General features: G+C 61.7%; 1 protein-coding gene. It reads right to left on the reverse strand.

Going from position 1 to position 786, the window contains the following annotated elements:
• On the reverse strand, positions 1–786 hold a 786-nt coding region (locus ACN5AZ_RS18675; RefSeq protein ID WP_419430395.1), incomplete at both ends, for a hypothetical protein.

A 786-nucleotide genomic window follows, 5' to 3' on the forward strand; every position in this document is an offset into this window, starting at 1 on the left:
GTGTAGGTGTAGGTGATCGTGTCACCGGCGTTCACATCGCCAGAGGTGTCGTCATCATTCAGAACGGCAGCCTTCAAAACCGCAACCGCGCCTTCGTCAACCGGCGGGGTCACCGATGTTGCGATGTTGGTGTCCTCAGGGTTCGTCGCATCCACGGTCCCGTCGGCCACATCACCCGTGGTCGGGTCGCCGTCGTTCACGTTCTGCGTGGTATCGTTCTCTGAATTGTCAGAGATCGCCGCAGGCGTCGGGTTCGCAGCCGTCACCGGAGGAGTTGCCCCCGCCTGCGCCGAGTTCTCAAGCGCCGTCGAGGCCGTCGCATCAAGGTTAACAGTGAAGCTCACCGTGTAGCTGTCGCCAACCGCCAAGACACCGGTCGAGCCAATCAATGGTGTCGCGCCCCCTGCATAGGGCGTCGTCGTATCCGCAACATCAACGCTGCCCGCCAAAGTCGGCTGAGCCGTCACGGTCGGCTGCGTCACGACAGACAAGAACGCGCTACCAAACTGGGTCGCCAGATCATCCACCAGCGTCAGGTTATCAAGCGTCACGTTACCGGTGTTCGTCGTCTCGATCGCGTAAGTCACGTCAAACGAACCATCCGCCTGCAACGCTCCAACGGACGTCGCACCCTTCACAACCGTCAACTCAGGCGCGGGCGCAAAGGTCACACTTGTCGGGTCGTCTTCGCCATCAACTGTGCTGCCGTCGCCGTTTGTGTTGTCGTCGGAGGTGTCGGTCAGGGCGTTGCCGAAGGGGTCTGTGCCGCTGGCCACGGCGGAGTTG

Origin of the sequence: Sagittula sp. SSi028, from assembly GCF_048553715.1 — a bacterium.
Taxonomy (GTDB): Bacteria; Pseudomonadota; Alphaproteobacteria; order Rhodobacterales; family Rhodobacteraceae; genus Sagittula.